The following is a 15,024-nucleotide window of genomic DNA, read 5'->3' on the forward strand; positions in this document are numbered from 1 at the left end:
GATCCATCTCAGGCACAATAACATACAGGCGGCTTCGCCGCACATAGCAATAACCTAAAGCGGTTTCCGCCTATCCGGACAGGTGGTTTCCATTTTTCCGGACAGACGGCTTCGCCGCAACGGAATATTCATACAGTCGCTTTGCGGCCTTTGTAAAATTCATCTCTTCCACAGCAGCAATAACGTAATTCCAGTTTGTGTTGCCCGTGATTCCATCTCCCGCTCAAACTTATGTTTATCTGTACAGTTGTACACACCATTTTCTCTGAATTTTCCATTTATTTTGCATTAATATTCTTTTTTCTCAGAATCATATATTATGCCGCGATAATTATCTTTACAAGCTAATATACCACATTTTAGTATTTTCCGATAGTGTCCTTTACTTAAATTTATATCTGCAGGCTTGCCTTCCTCTATCCCCCAACACGGAACCTCTTTTTTCTCTTTTCCATATCTCCCATCCCCCAGCGCAGGACCGCCTCCGGACACGGGTGCCTGATTCCAGAGGCATGGCTTCCTCTTGGCTCCCGGGAGAATGCGTTGGAGAACAGGGGACACTTGTTTGAGCCGCAGGCGAGTTGTGTCCCCTGCTCTCCGCCCTTAGCATTCTTCCGGGAGCTTAGAGGAACCGTCTCTGGAATCCACCAGTATCCGGGGCCGGAGACGGTCCTGCGCGTACCCGGAGCCATTATGAAGCACCATCTTCCCACAACAAAAAAACCGCCGCACCTCCACGATCTCCCCGAAAGGAAATCATGTTCGGTACGACGGTTTTTCGCCTGACTCCGCGTGAACACTGAGAAACAGGAACGCCTGCCCCTATATATCGCTGCGAATTGCATCTTCTTGTCCGCCTTACGGCGCCCAAAAAGCTTCGGACTTCGTCCTTATACTGCCCCGGCAATAGAATTGCTTATGAAAGCAAGCTTTCAACACAATTCTATCACCAGGTCAGTGCAATTCAAAGTTTTATTTACTTTCTCATCTCAAGAACATCCGCAAATGCCTCGATAGCAGTTGCAGCCTGTCCGAAGTCTCTCATCTGCTGGTCAACACCAAGTTTGATGTGCGGGATACCTGCGTTGTCGAGAGCTTTCTTGAGGTACGGATACTCCATCTCCTCCGGATCGCAGAACTGCTGCATGAAGAGTACAAGCCCCTGAGCGCCGCTCTTCTTAACCATGTCAGCTACGAACTCGCCACGGCGGTTCTTGGAAGACTGCGGATCGTAAAGAAGGATATCGTAGTCCATGTTTGCAAACTGTTTTGCAAGAGCTCTGAGAGCATCCTGCTCGTCCTCCGGAACATCTGTACGGAAGGAACGGCTCTCATGAGCAACATCATCAGCTGCGATCGCGATGTTGTTATTCTCGAAGATCTCAAGAAGCTTCGGGTTGTCTACGATGATACCGGATGTAACAACCTTTGTTCCCTTCCAGTCACATACCGGAAGAGCTGCAAGCTCTTTGTTTAACTCTTCGAGTTTTGCTGTATATTCCGGTTTCTCCATGAAGAAGAATGCCTTTAATACTGCAGAACGCTTTGTAGGAGTTACAACGTCGCAGTGCTCGTTAGCGAGTTTTACGAACTCACGGCGGGCTGCACGGCTCTTGTTGTAAACCTTGATTGCGTCAAGGATCGCATCGTTGGTGATCTCGTGACCACATACTTCCTCGAGGTCAGCCTTAACGTTTGCGTACTCCTCCTCACAGAACTTAAGTCCGAACTCTTCGAAACGGTTCTGCGGATGAGCAAGGAAGATAACTTTCATCTTGTCGCCCATAGCAACACGGAAGTTCTGGCTCATCGGACGTAATGTATCACAGATTGTTGGTGTGATGATTCCGTCTAACTGATCCATAGTTCCGTCAAGGAGCATCTCAAGTGCGAGCTGAGCGATCGTGCAGTAGAAGGTTGCACAATACTCTTTTGCACGGCTGATCGTCTTGTTGTTGGAGCCCCAGATTCCCATCGGAACCATGCCTGCAGCGTATACAAGCTCTTCCGGAGCGTAGTACGGGAGAACGCCAATAACCTTCTTGCCCTGTGCTTTATATTCAGCAAGCTGCTGTTTCGGAGTTGCAGCTTTTACCTTAAATTCGTCAAATAATGCGTTGATACTCATGGTCTATTTAGCCTCCTTTGCCTGGATGTTTGCTTCCATAGCCTCTACAAGACCCTGTACTCGTGTCTCGTACTGAGCGGCATTGAAGTTACGCGGGTCAGCCTGGTCACCATCGAATCCTGCGCACGGAATACCAAGATCCTTTGTGAAGCGGCGCTGCATCTCTGCCATGTAACCGGACCACGGCTTACAGCTTCTGTTGTAGTGAACGAGAACGCCATCTACCTTGTTGTCGCGGCAGATGCCTTCACGCCATGCAACACCCTGCTCGATACATACAGAGTTCGGTGCTTTATAGTAAGCACGAGCCATCTCATCCAGACCATTGTATACGAAACCGAATGCCGGTGCATATACAACTGCTGTTACGTTCACGCCGTTAGCCTTTAACGGTTTGAACAGAGCCGGAAGCTTCGGCCAGCACGGAATACCCTCGAACATTACACGGTATTTCTCCGGGAACGGAGTTGTTGTCTCACCCTTAGCGATCGTCTCGTCAAGGTCTTTTGCTAACTGCTCGAATGCCTCAGCAGCCTCAACTCTTGCACGTGCAGTTACGACGTCAGCCATATGGTTGAACAGGTCGAAACCACTGTACGGAGCCGGTTTGTACTGTAAGTAATCACAGACTTTTAACCATGCTTTTGCTGTACGGTTTGCGTTCTCACATGCATGCTCGAACTTCTTCTCGTCGAACTTCTTGCCTGTAAGCTCCTCTAACTGCTTGATTGCCTTATCGAACTGTCCGCGAACATAGCGAACGTTCTGATCAGCAACTTCAACAGTGTTGTTGTACGGGATATCGATCATGATAAGCGGAACGTTGCACATACGGGCGATGTTCTCATACCACTTTGTCATACAGTTACAGATGTTGTTGCAGCAGAGAACGAAATCCGGCTGCGGGATCTGCATCTGACGGATCGGGGAGATCGCTGCAATACGGCGCTCTTTATCCGGTCCATCCGGAAGCTTTTCAAGCTCAAGAAGGTTTACAAGCTCAAGATACGGAGTCTGAGTCTTCGGATCTTTTTTCGGCTTGCCTGTTGCCTCATCGATCACTATGTTTCCGTCTGCGTCCTTTAACGGCTTACCTGTGCTCGGATCGATGATGTACTCACCTGTCTCCGGGTCAAACTTACGCGCTACACGGACACCGGCTGCGTAAGCAAGGCTGATACGTGCGTATCCGCAGATATCGTTGTCGTAACCAAGATCCTCAGCTGCCTGACACATAAGCTCACCGTAACGGTTTGCTGCGATACCAGCTGCCTGGTTCTCCGGGTACATAACGTTTAAATCAAATGCTGCTGCGAGCTCGCACGGGAATTTGGAAGAAGACCAACCAACTAACTCGCCTCTCTTTTTGGCTTCGCGCGCGTCTTTATGAACGTCATCTACGACTTTACGCAGCGCAAGAACACCAGGGCTAACCTGCTTTGCCATAATAAATATCCTCCATTTCTTATCAATCATGACCGACCGCGGCTGCGGGACAGGCCCACAGCTGTTTTTCAGCCATAAAATTGCATAACCTACTTCTGTTTAACAGATCCATGCAGATTCACATGGACGATAAACGTCAAACTGTTTTATGCGCGGCGGCTTGCTGCCTGATATGCATATAAGGCTGCACCAAGCGCACCGTTATACTGTGTCAGAGGAGATCTGTGGATCTCACATCCAAGCTCATTCTGAAGAGCTTTGACTACACCCTCGTTCTGAGCGACACCGCCAGTCATGACGAGTGCCGGAACAACTCCGATCCTATGGGCGAGTCCAGTGACACGGTGAGCCACGGAGCGGTGGATTCCTGCGATAATATCGCACTTATCGGTTCCCATCGACAGCTGGCTGATAACCTCACTCTCCGCAAATACGGTACATGTGGAACTGATCTCGACTCTCTTCTTGGAGAGGGAATCAAGATGACCAAGATCCTGGACCTTTACTTCGAGAACGCCCGCCATTACGTCGAGGAATCTTCCGGTTCCTGCAGCGCATTTGTCGTTCATCTGGAAGTTGGTCATTGCACCGTTGTCAATATGAAGGACCTTAACGTCCTGACCGCCGATATCAATGACGGTGTGAACGTCAGGGAACAGGAAGTAAGCTCCCCTTGCGTGGCAGGATAACTCACTCATCTGTTTGTCTGCAAAATTCATTAAAGAGTTACGGCCGTATCCTGTTGCCAAGGTAAATGCCACATCCTCTTTTTTCATGCCTGCGTTTTCCAGCACTGCATCGATCGCGCGCTGGGGGCCGCTGGTACCTGCACCTACATCGATCAGGGATTTCGCTACGATCTCCTGGCCATCCTTAAGCATAATGCATTTGGAAGCCGTGGATCCAACGTCAATTCCCAGGGTGTAAATTGCACTCATAATAACCTCCGGGTATACTGAAAATGTAAAATGAAACTGGCTTTGTTATACCAGTATATCCAGGCCAGAGAAAGTACTCCCCTGGCCTGGATACGTATCATTTTACTCTATCCTTCAGTCAGAATCAAGCTTTTTTAAATGTGTTCCACTCACGGATCGCACGCGGTGTTACCATCTGATGGAACGGGCAGATAGACTCCGGATTCTGGTAAGCAGACTCTGTGAATGCCTGGATGTACGGACGGATCTCTGTAAGATCAACGATCTCGTCAGCCATACCCTTGATTGTGCAGTATTTCGGACGGGACTTGTCGTGGTACATCTGGATCATGTCGTTCATCTTGTCGATGATCGGCTGGAGATCCTCGCCGGCCTTCTTAGCCTTAACAAGTTTTCTGGAGTACATAGCGTTTGCTGCTGTCTCACCCGGCATTACATAGTACTCAGAAGCGCCTGTTGCAAGGGAGAATACGTTTGTATCGTTGCCCTGCGGTCCGCCAAGTACGTAGTGAGCAGCTGCGGATGCCTTACGAAGTGTAACCTCTAAGGACGGAAGCTTGGAGTTCTGGATGGAGTAGATCAGAGACTGACCAAGACCAAGAAGCTCAGCCTTCTCAGCGTCATCACCTACATCGATACCAGTTGTATCCTGTAACCAGATCAGCGGGATTCTGTCACGAGCGCAAAGTGTTACGAACTCGTTCATCTTGATCAGGCCCTGACGATATAACTTTCCGCCGATACCAACAGAGTTCTGTTTGTACTCCGGATAGTTCATAAGGAGACCCTGAACGTTTGCTACAACACCAACGAGAAGTCCGTTTACTTTAGCAAGACCTGTTACAACCTCCGGGCCGTAACCGTTCTTGTACTCAGCGAACTCACTGCCGTCGAAGAGACGGCCGATTACATCGTAGATATCGTACGGACGCTTCTGGTTCATCGGGATGATGCTGTAAAGGTCCTCAGCCGGAAGAGCCGGTGCCTTCGGATCATCAACACGGAAGAACTCGAGGTTGTATGCCGGAAGGTAGCTAACGTACTTCTTGATACCCTCGATTACGCCGTAATCGTTCTCATATACTTCACGGAAGAAACCAGTCTCATCGTAGTGAACCGGAACGGAACCCGGAGCCGGAACGTGCTTCTTGCCGTTTTCGATCTGTGCTGCGATGATCTGCTCAGCAGACTCTTCGTCAATATACCCCTTCGGGTTCATACCGGAAAGAATACCAGCGCCGCCTACTGCCATGTTTGCCTGGCTGTGTGCGATAAGGATTGTCGGGGAAATGCTGTGGTATCCGCCGCCTGCCGGGTTTGTTCCGTAGATACCTACGATAACCGGAACACCAAGCTGGTTTAACTCAGCATTGCGGAAGAACGGTGTACCGCCGCCGCGTCTGTTCGGGTAAACCTTATCCTGGTTCGGGAACTCAACGCCGGAGCAGTTTAACAGATATACGAGCGGAAGGTGGAGCATCTTAGCTGCATCGGAAGCACGCAGAAGGTTGTCTGCCTGTCCCGGTACCCATGCGCCGGCCATCTTCTTGTTATCGGAAGCGATGATGTAAACCCATTTTCCGTTTACACGGCCAAGTCCGTTAAGAATGTTTGTTGTACCGAACTTGTTGCCTTCCGGGTTGTAAAGGCTGTTTAACGGGCACCATGTTCCCTCATCAATGAGAGCGTTGATACGCTGCATTGCGGAGAGCTGTCCGCGCTCGTTTAACTTCTCTTCTGTTGTGATACCAGCTGCAAGAGCTTTCTCGATGGACTCATGGATGTCAGCCTCTACGGCTTTGATCTCTTTTGCGTTCTCGTCATTTACATTTACCAGCTCTTTACCAACAGTAGGCATTTCCTGGAAATATTTCGGCATGGAAAAGTAACCCATGTTCTTCCTCCTTATATATACGCGATCGCTGCGGTCAGCGGTTTTTGCCAGTCACTGACCGCGGCATGATTATATTTTAAATGATCGTTTCGATTACTTTGTTTCCTTCGGAACTTTAATGAAAGCCTGACCTGGGTCGATCTCTTCACGAATAACGCGAATGATCTCCGGATCCGGACCTTCCATAAGCTGTGCTCTGGAAGTATCGATCTCGAAACCTGTGTTCTCCTGAACCATTTCCGGAGAGGAGAATGGATAGTAGTAAGCAAGGTACATTCTCTTGGTCTCTTCGTCGAACTTCATGATACCAAGATCTGTAACTACCATCTGCGGTCCGCGGTTGCCCGGAAGACCTGCTCTCTCACGTCCGCCAGGGCCGTCCATCCAGCCACAGCTTGTGATGTAATCAACATGCTCCATGAATCTTCTCTTCTGGTGCTGCATCATGATGATGGTGTTGCAGAATGTAGCGATACCGTTAGCTCCGCCGGAACCTGTGAAACGGGTTGTCGGCTGAACGTAGTCGCCCTTACCGAAGATACATGTGGAGTTTACGTTACCGTACGGGTCGATCTGAGCGCCGCCGATGAAAGCGATCATACGGTCAGCGTCATGAAGCCACTCGTTAGCCTCGAAACCTACGAAGCGAACGTTCGGCCACTGTACTGCACAGTGAGCCATGAAACGGTTATCACCTACGGAACGCGGTACCTCTACCGGTGAGCAGTCCATAAGTCCGCTCTCTACGATCGGGTGGCAGCTCGGGCAAACCACACGCTTCGCAAGAGAAGCGCCGATTAACGGAAGACCGGTACCAACGATAACGATCTGATTTTCTTTAATATTTTTTGCGATGGCATAAGCCTGCATTTCCTGCTTTGTATACTTTGTATAATCAGCCATTTTTGAATTTCCCTCCCTCAATTAGTGTCTGGTAGAATAGCCAAGATGCGGCTCATTCTTAAGGTTCATGAGGCGAGCGCCGCCAAGGACATTAAGAAGATCATCCTGATCCTTGCAGCCGTATACATATTTCTGGAGGTAATCCTTGAAGGTCTCCGGAATCTTTGTGCCGTTAGCAGCATCCTCTGCAGCCTGTTTTGCAACTTCTGCAGCCTTTGCAAGCTTCTCGTCTTCCGGTTTAGCAGCAGCAGCCTTCTCAGCCTTTGCAGCAGCCTTTGCGAGCTGTGCCTTAGCATCCTCAGCATCAAGGTACTTGGAAGCCTTATCGTACTCCTTAAGTCCCTTATCATCATCATCATAGTAGCCATAGCACTGTGCCGGCCATGCACCGTACGGAGCACGAACAACAGCGTCTACGCACTCGCCGAAGATTCTTGTCTTTGTCGGATCACGGCGGATATATTCATCACTTACGATCTCCTCGCAGGTAACGATCGTACGCTTTGCAGCGATTGCGATATCAACATCGTGGAACTCATCACCCTCGATGATACAGGTTCCATCCGGAGATGCCTGCTGTACATGGATGATCGCGCAGTCAAGCTTCGGAACCGGAACAGCAAGAAGCTTCTCGCCCGGCTCAAACGGGTTCTCGATATCTACGCACTTTAAGTTGTCAACGCCTTCCATTGTTTTTCTCTTCTCTTCGCTGATACCCCAGAATTTAACAAGACCGGAGCCCTGCATCATTCTTACCGGGAGGTACGGAAGACCAAGGGAAGCTGCGTGAAGCTGTAACATAAGAACGTCCTGGGAGTAGTCCTCATATGTAAGCTCACCTTTCTCGATTGCGGCACGGAAACGACGTGCAACGTTTGTATAACCAGAGTTTGCTGTGTAGCAGTTGATGTAAGCTCTTACACGACCCTCACCGATTAAGGAGTCCCAGTCTCCGCCTGCCGGACCGGACCAGCCTACAAAACCAGTTTTACCCTGACGAAGGATCTCGTAAACAGCAGCGTACGGTTTACGGTTTGTTGTAAATCCGCCGAGGCAGAGTACATCGTTATCATGTACATACTTCTCTACGGCATCGTGTAATGACATAACTTTATTAGCCACAATAAAGCCTCCTTTATTTATATTTGCAGTTAAAAGGCCTGCCTGTTCTCCTCAGACAGGCCTGAACTGCTTTTAATTCCTGTAAAAATATACCACGATACGGAATGAATTTCAACTTCTGGTTCCGTTTCGAAGGGGTTCGATCAGGCCTTGAACATCAGCATGAAGTAACCGGCTGCTACTGCAGAACCGATAACACCTGCCACGTTCGGACCCATAGCGTGCATCAGAAGGAAGTTGGTCGGATTTTCCTTAGCACCAACCGTCTGGGATACACGAGCTGCCATCGGAACGGCAGATACACCTGCAGAACCGATCAGTGGGTTGATCTTGCCGCCTGTGATCGCACACAGGACTTTACCAAGCAGGATACCTCCGACTGTCGCAAACGCGAAAGCAAGAAGACCCATTGCAATGATAGCCAGTGTCTGGACACGGAGGAAGATCTCTCCGTTTGCTGTAGCGCCTACGGTTGTGCCGAGCATGATCGTAACGATGTTGCAGAGTGCGTTCTGTGCGGTATCGGAAAGTCTTCCGGTAACACCGGACTCACGGAACAGGTTACCGAGCATCAGCATACCAAGAAGCGGTGCTACGGACGGAAGAAGCAGGGAGCAGAACAGAACAACGAATACCGGGAATACAACCTTCTCGACTTTGCTGACTTTTCTTAACTGCTTCATAACGATCTGACGCTCTTTCTTTGTTGTAAGAAGCTTCATGATCGGCGGCTGGATCAGCGGGATCAGAGCCATGTAGGAATACGCGGCTACGGCGATCGGAGCTACAAGATCCGGAGCCAGGTTATTTGCGATATAGATCGCGGTCGGGCCATCAGCACCGCCGATGATACCGATCGCTGCACACTCACCCGGTGTGAAAAGTCCGGTTGCATTTGCGAGTGTAAATGCAACATAGATACCGAACTGAGCGGCTGCACCGAGAAGAAGGCTGACCGGGTTCGCGATCAACGGACCGAAGTCTGTCATCGCGCCGACTGCCATGAAGATCAGGCACGGGAATAAGCTGGACTTAACGCCCATGTACATAATTCTTAACACACCGGACTGATACCAGTGATCTGCCTCATTCATAAGACCTGCAAGCGGAAGGTTCGCAAGGAACATACCGAATGCGATCGGGAGCAGAAGGAGCGGTTCAAACTGCTTCTTGATTGCAAGATATAATAAAACGAAGGATACAAGGAGCATTACGCACTGCTGCCAGGTGATTGCGGCAAAACCTGACTGGGCGAGCAGCTCCGCGAAAACTGAAAGTATATTCACGTGTGGCACCTCCTGCTTAGTTTAAGGTAACCAGAACTGCACCTGTCTCAACGGAATCGCCTGTGCTTACGTTGATGGATGCAACAGTTCCTGCTGCCGGAGCTACGATCTCTGTCTCCATCTTCATTGCTTCCATAACGATTACACACTGACCATAACCAACTGCGTCACCAACTTTAACTTTGATGTCAAGGATCTTACCTGGCATCGGAGCCTCTACTGTCTGTCCGCCTGCTGCTGCCGGAGCTGCTGCCGGAGCTGCTGCCGGTGCTGGAACCGGAGCCGGTGCCGGTGCCGGAGCCGGTGCTGCTGCCGGTGCCGGAGCTGCCTTCGGAGCCGGTGCTGCTGCGAGGATCGGAGCCGGTGCGCTAGCCTGTGCGCCTCTGTCAAGCGGTCTGTACTCGTCTACTCTCTCGATCTCAACTTCATACTTTTTTCCGTTTAATGTTGCAACGTATTTCATGTTATTTACTACATCCTTTCCTTTTTCTGCGTTTTAGGTTTTTTGTTTTTTACAGTTCTTTGATACTTGTTACACGGAACTGCTCTCCAGACAATCTTGCTTCCTCACTGACTGCCGCGAGAAGCACTGCATAGGATTCCTCATCGATAGCCGGAGCCGGTGCTGCAACTGCCGCAGCTGCCTTTGGCGCACTCTCCTTAAATAATGTACCGATGACCTTAGAGATAATGATAACCGCGATTGCGAGCACTGCAAGTGCCGAGAATACGACTAACAGTCCAACAAGTGAAATGATGATCGAATCCGCAAAGGTCATACCGCCTGTCCACATATACTTACCGCACCTCCTTCGTTTCGTTTCACTTAAGAAACTTTTGTTGGTTAGTTATTTCGTATTGTGGAATGCATTCCACATTTTCCTCAACGCATACGGGCACATCTCAAAAATGTACCCGTCTTGCGCCTGTTTCTATGCATTTTTCACAATATCGTAATTTGAGTATATCAGCTTTCTGCAAAAATGTCAACAAAGCCGTCCGAAAAAATTTATCAAATATACTAATTTCAGGTCACATAAAGACAAGCAGTGCTTATGTCTTTATATGGCAAAATCTGTTTCTTCCTTTACGGCTGTTTTCCGATATAAGCGAGGATGCCTCCGTCCACATAGAGGATGTGTCCATTTACAAAGTCAGAAGCCTCGGACGCGAGGAACACTGCCGGTCCCTTGAGGTCTTCCACGGTGCCCCATCTTGCTGCCGGTGTCTTCGCAATGATAAACTGGTCGAACGGATGACGGGAGCCGTCAGCCTGACGTTCTCTTAACGGAGCTGTCTGGGATGTGGCGATGTAGCCCGGTCCGATGCCGTTGCACTGGATGTTGTACTCGCCGTACTCGGAGGCGATGTTCTTTGTGAGCATCTTCAAACCTCCCTTTGCCGCTGCGTATGCGGATACGGTCTCTCTTCCGAGTTCAGACATCATGGAGCAGATGTTGATGATCTTTCCGGCTTTCTTTTTCATCATGCCCGGAAGGACAGCCTTTGCCATGATGAACGGAGCATTCAGGTCAACATCGACAACCTTGCGGAACTCATCCGCGCTCATCTCATGCATCGGAATTCTTTTGATCATTCCCGCATTGTTTACAAGAATATCGACCGTTCCGATCTTCTCCTCGATATCCGCGATCATTTTCTTTACCGCTTCCTCGTCCGTAACATCGCAGACATAACCGTGAGCATCGATCCCTTTCTCTTTGTATGCGGCAAGTCCGCGCTCTAAGGACGCCTCGCTGCTGCAGTTAAATACAACCGTTGCTCCTGCTTCTGCATAGCTCTCCGCGATGGCAAAGCCGATTCCGTGGGCACCTCCTGTTACGAGAGCAATCTTTCCTTCCAGAGAAAACATGTTCTTCTTATCCATTTTGATCCTTACCTTTCCTATTTTATATCAGTTTTTTATCGGCCTCTGCGATATCTTACTTTAAATCCATCGGAGCGATGTTGTCCATATCGTCGAACTCCTGATTCTCTCCGCCCATAGCCCAGATAAAGGTGTAGTTGGAGGTTCCTGCTCCGCAGTGGATGCTCCAGGACGGGCTGATCACAGCTTCTTCATTTTTCATGACGATGTGTCTCGTCTCAGTCGGTTCACCCATAAAGTGCATGACCACCTGATTCTCCGGGACTTCAAAGTACATGTAGATCTCCATGCGGCGCTCATGGGTGTGGCACGGCATGCTGTTCCAGACACTGCCCGGCTCCAGTGCTGTCATTCCCATGGAAAGCTGGCATGTTTTCAGCACATCCGGATGAATGAACTGGTTGATGACTCTCTTATTGGAAGTATTGGCATCACCCAGCGGGCGCTTTGCGGCATCCTTCAAGGTGATCAGCTTTGTCTCGTAGGACGTGTGGGCCGGCGCACTCACCATGTAAAATTTTGCCGGAGTCTCCTCACTGTCACTGGAAAAGATCACTTCCTTTGTGCCTTTTGTGATGTACAGGCAGTCTTTATAGCCAAGGCGGTACTCCATTCCGTCCGCTGTGATGGATCCGGCACCTCCGATATTGAAGATTCCGATCTCGCGGCGCTCAAGGAAATAGTGGGTACCGAAATTTTTCCAGCAGTCGATCCCCTTTTCAATGGAGACATGTTCTTTCACCGGCATACATCCCAATGTCACCATGCGGTCCACGTGGGAGTATACGGATACCACCTCATCCGGATGGTAGAGATCCTGAATCAGGAACTCATCCCGAAGTTCTTCGGTTGTGTAGCGTTTTACGTCTCTTTGATTTGCGGAATAACGAATATCCATATGTTTTTACCCCTTATTTATATTCAGGACGGTTTTTATGCCATCCCGGTTGACTTTTTTATCTCAGTCGAGAAGACTCCCACCTCTTTTAGGTGGTGAGTAATAGTAAATTTGTCTCAGCGGGAGTCAGGTCTCTGACTGAGATAAATGCTCCGCGAGGATGCACAGTGATATGTCAGCTTTACTGACCAGAATCAAGCGCCAGGTCTCACGGACGTTCGACTTGAATTTTCTGATTAGTGGCATATCTCAGAGCCCCGGCTCCAAAAAGTGCCAGCAGGAATGCGTCCAGCACTAAAAACAGGATCGCCGCCTGGAATCCAAGCTTATCCGCAAGGACTCCAATGACCTGCGGGGTAAGGATCCCGCCGAGGGAACCGATCCCTGTAAACACTGACATTCCAAGTGGGGAATTTCCCATGAGATCGCCGGTAAAGGCCGTAGTTGTCGGAAACGCCCCCGCCATTCCAAGTCCTAAAAGGATCAGGGCCGCCACTGCCATTGTGGTATGATCCGCGAAGACAAGGATCAATACCGAGACAAACTGGAGTGCGGAGATCACTGCCAGAATCTTTGCCGGCGGCACGCTCTTTGAGATGGACGCAATGACGATCCTTCCGATCATGATCATGATCCAGGTCACGGATACCATCACAGTCGCAAGACTTGTGGACATAAAGCCGGTACTTTTTAAATAAGTAACAAACCATCCGTTTACGGAGTTTTCAAGGCCCATATAGAAGAACAATGCCCCAACCGCCAGAAGGAATCCCGTGTTCTTTAAAAACCAGAATTTTTCTTTTGTCATCGACGATCCGCCGTTCTCCTCTCCCGCCTTCTTCTCCACCTCTTTTTCGATCTTTCTGTAATCCATTGTGGCGTAGGAAAGAACGATGAGAACCGTGAGGACTGCAAGGAGGCGAAGGATCGTCTTCCAGTTCATACCCGCTCCCATGAGGAGCATCGTAACGAATGGGGACAGGAAAGCCCCCACCGCATACCACATATGAAGCAGATTCAGATATTGATTGGAACTTCCCGTCACCTGACGGATCGCATGATTGTTGATGATCGTGATCATGCCCTTCGTGATTCCGATCAGGAAGATCATCACATAAAGCACCGGGACCGGAAGTCCCATTGTAAACAGGAAGAGGCACACCGGATAGGGGACCGCCAGTACGACTACCGCCGTCTTCTGGGACATCATCCCACAGAATACCGGATATACCAGGCTTGAACATAAATTTCCGATCGCCAGAAAGGAAAGCAGTCCGCCGGCCGCGGTAAAGCTTAAATTTCTCTCCTCGATCAGGTTTGGCAGAATGACACCGAAGATCAGGATGACCATTCCGCTGATAAAATAGGTCAGATAACAGTGGTCGATCACCGACCGTTTATCTTCTTTTGTGATTTCCATCCAGTATTCTCTCCCCCACACATATTTGTTAATTTTTCTCCATACTTTTCCATCATATCATCTTTTATCCCTAAAGACAAGGTTGTTTTCGTTGACACCCCAACGGTCTTACTATACAATAGAAGGAACGCAGCTTGTTTTACTTTTAAGGAGGAAAAGGGAGTTATGAAGGACATAAAGAAGGTGACGTTGATCGGTCTCGGTGCGATGGGGGTATTTTTCGCACCGCGTATCTCAGAAAAGCTGGGGGCTGATTTCCGGATCCTTGCAGACGGCGCAAGAAAAGAGCGTCTGGAGCGAAAAGGGGTAACAGTCAATACGATCAATTACCGTTTTCCGATCATCACACCTGATGTCGAGGGGGATCCGGCAGATCTCGTTATCATTGCGGTAAAGGGATATGACCTGGAGCAGGCGATCAGGGATATTAAAAATCAGGTTGGCAAAGATACGATCATCCTCTCCGTATTAAATGGTGTGGAGAGCGAAAAACAGATCGCCGCCGTCTACGGCAGCGAACATCTGCTGTACTCCTATATGCGGATCAGCATTGTCATGAAGGACGGAAAGACGGAGTTCGATCCGCATAAGGGTCTGATCCACTTCGGCGATCTTAAGAATGATCCGGAACACTATTCCGGGAATGTTCTCGCTGTGAAGAGTCTTTTTGATCTCTGTGGGATCGACTACAAGATCGATGCAGATATGTTAAAAGGAATCTGGTTCAAGTTCATGTGCAACGTTGCCGAGAATATGACATGCGCCATGTTCGGCGTTCCCTTCGGAGCATTCCAGAAGAACGATGACGCCAATTTCTTCCGCCACAAGGCCATGTGGGAAGTGATCCGCATTGCAAATAAGTTGGGCATTGATATCGGTCAGAATGAGATCGACCGTCAGGAGCACACGCTCGGACGTCTTCCTTATGAAAATAAGCCGTCCACGCTTCAGGATCTTGAGGTCGGAAAACGCACGGAAGTCGATATGTTCGCCGGAACGGTTGTCCGCCTCGGAAAAGAGCTTGGCGTTGAGACTCCGGTCTGCGAGTGTTTCCTTCACGGAATCCATCTGATCGAGGCGCGGATGTTTAAGGAAATCTAA

The 15,024-nt window shown here is 49.5% G+C and carries 14 protein-coding genes; 1 reads left to right on the plus strand and 13 read right to left on the minus strand.

Going from position 1 to position 15,024, the window contains the following annotated elements; all coding sequences use genetic code 11:
- Positions 1-288 precede the first annotated feature (288 nt).
- From ABCW45_RS07025 to ABCW45_RS07085, 13 genes are all read right to left on the minus strand, one after another.
- Positions 289-492, minus strand: a complete 204-nt coding sequence (locus ABCW45_RS07025) for a hypothetical protein (RefSeq protein WP_147326528.1) — start codon at positions 490-492, stop codon at positions 289-291.
- 484 nt (positions 493-976) lie between these two features.
- On the minus strand, positions 977-2,128 hold the full coding sequence (gene hgdB, locus ABCW45_RS07030) for a (R)-2-hydroxyglutaryl-CoA dehydratase subunit beta (protein ID WP_015554212.1): 1,152 nt from the start codon (positions 2,126-2,128) through the stop codon (positions 977-979).
- Positions 2,129-2,131: 3 nt separating this feature from the next.
- Complete coding sequence (gene hgdA / locus ABCW45_RS07035; protein ID WP_118728312.1) at positions 2,132-3,574, minus strand: (R)-2-hydroxyglutaryl-CoA dehydratase subunit alpha; 1,443 nt, start codon at positions 3,572-3,574, stop codon at positions 2,132-2,134.
- Positions 3,575-3,720: 146 nt separating this feature from the next.
- Positions 3,721-4,512, minus strand: coding sequence for a (R)-2-hydroxyglutaryl-CoA dehydratase activase HgdC (hgdC, locus tag ABCW45_RS07040; RefSeq protein WP_021904090.1), 792 nt, complete (start codon positions 4,510-4,512; stop codon positions 3,721-3,723).
- Positions 4,513-4,636: 124 nt separating this feature from the next.
- Complete coding sequence (locus ABCW45_RS07045) at positions 4,637-6,406, minus strand: acyl-CoA carboxylase subunit beta (RefSeq protein WP_118529655.1); 1,770 nt, start codon at positions 6,404-6,406, stop codon at positions 4,637-4,639.
- Positions 6,407-6,499: 93 nt separating this feature from the next.
- Complete coding sequence (gene gctB, locus ABCW45_RS07050) at positions 6,500-7,309, minus strand: glutaconate CoA-transferase subunit B (RefSeq protein WP_118322396.1); 810 nt, start codon at positions 7,307-7,309, stop codon at positions 6,500-6,502.
- Between the two features lie 21 nt (positions 7,310-7,330).
- Positions 7,331-8,431, minus strand: a complete 1,101-nt coding sequence (locus ABCW45_RS07055) for a CoA transferase subunit A (RefSeq protein WP_343220539.1) — start codon at positions 8,429-8,431, stop codon at positions 7,331-7,333.
- A gap of 143 nt (positions 8,432-8,574) precedes the next feature.
- A complete protein-coding gene (locus ABCW45_RS07060) occupies positions 8,575-9,717 on the minus strand; it encodes a sodium ion-translocating decarboxylase subunit beta (RefSeq protein ID WP_117469414.1) in 1,143 nt (380 codons plus the stop codon).
- A gap of 16 nt (positions 9,718-9,733) precedes the next feature.
- Positions 9,734-10,180 carry an acyl-CoA carboxylase biotin carboxyl carrier protein subunit gene (locus ABCW45_RS07065; RefSeq protein WP_343220540.1) on the minus strand — a complete coding sequence of 149 codons (447 nt, stop codon included), beginning with the start codon at positions 10,178-10,180 and terminating at the stop codon, positions 9,734-9,736.
- A 49-nt stretch (positions 10,181-10,229) separates the two neighbouring features.
- Positions 10,230-10,511: an OadG family protein gene (locus ABCW45_RS07070; RefSeq protein WP_015554205.1), complete on the minus strand. Its 282-nt coding sequence runs from the start codon at positions 10,509-10,511 to the stop codon at positions 10,230-10,232.
- A 293-nt stretch (positions 10,512-10,804) separates the two neighbouring features.
- Positions 10,805-11,605, minus strand: a complete 801-nt coding sequence (locus ABCW45_RS07075) for a gluconate 5-dehydrogenase (RefSeq protein WP_015554204.1) — start codon at positions 11,603-11,605, stop codon at positions 10,805-10,807.
- 55 nt (positions 11,606-11,660) lie between these two features.
- Positions 11,661-12,503, minus strand: a complete 843-nt coding sequence (gene kduI, locus ABCW45_RS07080; protein ID WP_117483243.1) for a 5-dehydro-4-deoxy-D-glucuronate isomerase — start codon at positions 12,501-12,503, stop codon at positions 11,661-11,663.
- Positions 12,504-12,711: 208 nt separating this feature from the next.
- On the minus strand, positions 12,712-13,923 hold the full coding sequence (locus ABCW45_RS07085; protein WP_117483244.1) for an MFS transporter: 1,212 nt from the start codon (positions 13,921-13,923) through the stop codon (positions 12,712-12,714).
- 165 nt (positions 13,924-14,088) lie between these two features.
- Here ABCW45_RS07085 and ABCW45_RS07090 point away from each other — a divergent pair, with 165 nt between their 5' ends.
- Positions 14,089-15,024, plus strand: coding sequence for a ketopantoate reductase family protein (locus ABCW45_RS07090; RefSeq protein WP_015554201.1), 936 nt, complete (start codon positions 14,089-14,091; stop codon positions 15,022-15,024).

This window comes from Pilosibacter fragilis (assembly GCF_032490495.1).
Taxonomy (GTDB): domain Bacteria; phylum Bacillota; class Clostridia; order Lachnospirales; family Lachnospiraceae; genus Pilosibacter; species Pilosibacter fragilis.

What these genes read in the sequence shown, in the direction of transcription:
- ABCW45_RS07090 (WP_015554201.1), top strand. Translation starts at nt 14,089, where the DNA reads ATGAAGGACATAAAGAAGGTGACGTTGATCGGTCTCGGTGCGATGGGG.
- ABCW45_RS07070 (WP_015554205.1), bottom strand. Translation starts at nt 10,511, where the DNA reads ATGTGGACAGGCGGTATGACCTTTGCGGATTCGATCATCATTTCACTT.
- hgdB (WP_015554212.1), bottom strand. Translation starts at nt 2,128, where the DNA reads ATGAGTATCAACGCATTATTTGACGAATTTAAGGTAAAAGCTGCAACT.
- kduI (WP_117483243.1), bottom strand. Translation starts at nt 12,503, where the DNA reads ATGGATATTCGTTATTCCGCAAATCAAAGAGACGTAAAACGCTACACA.
- hgdA (WP_118728312.1), bottom strand. Translation starts at nt 3,574, where the DNA reads ATGGCAAAGCAGGTTAGCCCTGGTGTTCTTGCGCTGCGTAAAGTCGTA.
- hgdC (WP_021904090.1), bottom strand. Translation starts at nt 4,512, where the DNA reads ATGAGTGCAATTTACACCCTGGGAATTGACGTTGGATCCACGGCTTCC.
- ABCW45_RS07045 (WP_118529655.1), bottom strand. Translation starts at nt 6,406, where the DNA reads ATGGGTTACTTTTCCATGCCGAAATATTTCCAGGAAATGCCTACTGTT.
- ABCW45_RS07085 (WP_117483244.1), bottom strand. Translation starts at nt 13,923, where the DNA reads ATGGAAATCACAAAAGAAGATAAACGGTCGGTGATCGACCACTGTTAT.
- gctB (WP_118322396.1), bottom strand. Translation starts at nt 7,309, where the DNA reads ATGGCTGATTATACAAAGTATACAAAGCAGGAAATGCAGGCTTATGCC.
- ABCW45_RS07065 (WP_343220540.1), bottom strand. Translation starts at nt 10,180, where the DNA reads ATGAAATACGTTGCAACATTAAACGGAAAAAAGTATGAAGTTGAGATC.
- ABCW45_RS07075 (WP_015554204.1), bottom strand. Translation starts at nt 11,605, where the DNA reads ATGGATAAGAAGAACATGTTTTCTCTGGAAGGAAAGATTGCTCTCGTA.